We start from the raw sequence: 1,615 nt of genomic DNA, 5'->3' as shown, positions 1-1,615 counted from the left end.
TGTTGCGCGAGGCGAGCGAGGCGCCCACGGCGGTGGCGAGCACGATGTCGAGCGGCGTGTTGCCCGCGCGCATGAGCTCGTTGGCCACGGCAGCGGCGTCGTCGCCTTCGGCCACGCCTTGCAGCAGGCCGCCGCCGGCGTCACGCGCGGTGTAGGTGAACTGGGGCATGAATCAGGCCGGGTCAGCCGTCGCCATGGGCGGCCAGCGCCATCGCTTCTGAAATGGTGGAGCGGCCGGCGTGGGCGAGCGCGAGTGCGTTGCGCAGCAGCGTGGCGCGCCCGATCTGCTGGCGCGCGATGCGCACGAACTCGATCGGTGAGCCGTGATTGGCCGTCTGCACGAGCTCGGGTGTCATCTCCAGCATCTCGTAGACGGCGGTGCGGCCGATGAAGCCGGTGCCGTTGCAACGCGCGCAGCCCATGCCGCGCATGTACTTGCCTTGTGCGCCCTCGGGGCCCACGTAGTGGTCGAGCCAGCCGAGTTCCTGCGGCGTGGGCGTGTGCGGTGCGGTGCAGTTCTCGCACACAAGGCGCACCAGGCGCTGGGCGATCACGAGGTTGAGCGACATGGCCACCATGTAGGGCGGCACGCCCATGTCGAGCAGGCGCACCGGGGTGGTGGCCGCGTCGTTGGTGTGCAGGGTCGACAGCACCATGTGGCCGGTCATCGCGGCGCGCAGGCCGATCTCGGCGGTGGTCTTGTCGCGCATTTAGCCGACCAGGATCACGTCCGGATCTTGCCGCAGTGCGGCGCGCAGCACCCGTTCGAAACTCAGGTCGATCTTGTCGTGCACCTGCACCTGGTTGATGCCGGCGAGGCGGTATTCCACCGGGTCTTCCACGGTGATGATCTTGCGGTCGGGCGAGTTGATCTCGTTGAGCGCGGCGTAGAGCGCCGTGGTCTTGCCGCTGCCGGTCGGGCCGGTGACGAGGATCATGCCGCTGGTTCGGTTGAGCGCCTCGCGCACCTTCTTGAGCATCGCCTCGCCCATGCCCAGGCGTTCGAGCTGCAAGAGGCCGCCGCTCTGGCTGAGCAGACGCATCACGACCGATTCGCCGTACTGCGTGGGCATGGTGGAAATGCGCACGTCGAGCGGGTTGCCGCGGATGTCCACGTTGAAGCGGCCGTCTTGCGGCAGGCGTTTCTCGGAGATGTCCAGGCCCGACATGAGCTTCAGGCGAAGCACCAATGCCGGGGCGATCTTGAGGTCGGTCTCGGTCTGCAGGTGCAGCACGCCGTCGATGCGGAAGCGCACATGCAGCTTGTGCTGCTGCGGCTCGATGTGGATGTCTGACGCACGCACCTGGGCGGCGTCTTCGAAGAGCGTCTGCAGGAGTTTGACGACCGGCGCGTCTTTCACCGCCGCTTCGGTGCCGAGCAGATTGCCGAAGTCGGCCTCGGTCTGCGCGAGTTCGGCGGTGAGCTCCTGCGACAGCGCGGTGATCTCGCCGGTGCGGCGGTACACACGGTCGATGGTGGCGAGCAGCTGCGTTTCGGTGACGGCAGCGAGTTCGATCTCGCGCTTCAGGATGCGGGTGAGTTCGTCGTAGGCGAAGAGGTCGCTCGGGTCGGCCATGCCCACACGCAGGAAGCCATTGCTGTCTTCCAGCACCA

At 67.3% G+C, this 1,615-nt stretch carries 2 pseudogenes; both read right to left on the bottom strand.

From position 1 onward, the window contains the following. Positions 1–169, bottom strand: a pseudogene (locus RMO40_RS25465) (type II secretion system inner membrane protein GspF); the annotation flags it as partial. A gap of 13 nt (positions 170–182) precedes the next feature. Next, positions 183–1,577 (bottom strand): annotated as a pseudogene (locus RMO40_RS04190) (GspE/PulE family protein). Positions 1,578–1,615 lie beyond the last annotated feature (38 nt).

Origin of the sequence: Rhizobacter sp. (assembly GCF_031412075.1) — a bacterium.
Lineage (GTDB): Bacteria > Pseudomonadota > Gammaproteobacteria > Burkholderiales > Burkholderiaceae_C > Rhizobacter.
The sequence above is the reverse complement of the archived record's forward strand: the minus strand, read 5'-3'. Positions and strand labels throughout refer to the sequence as shown.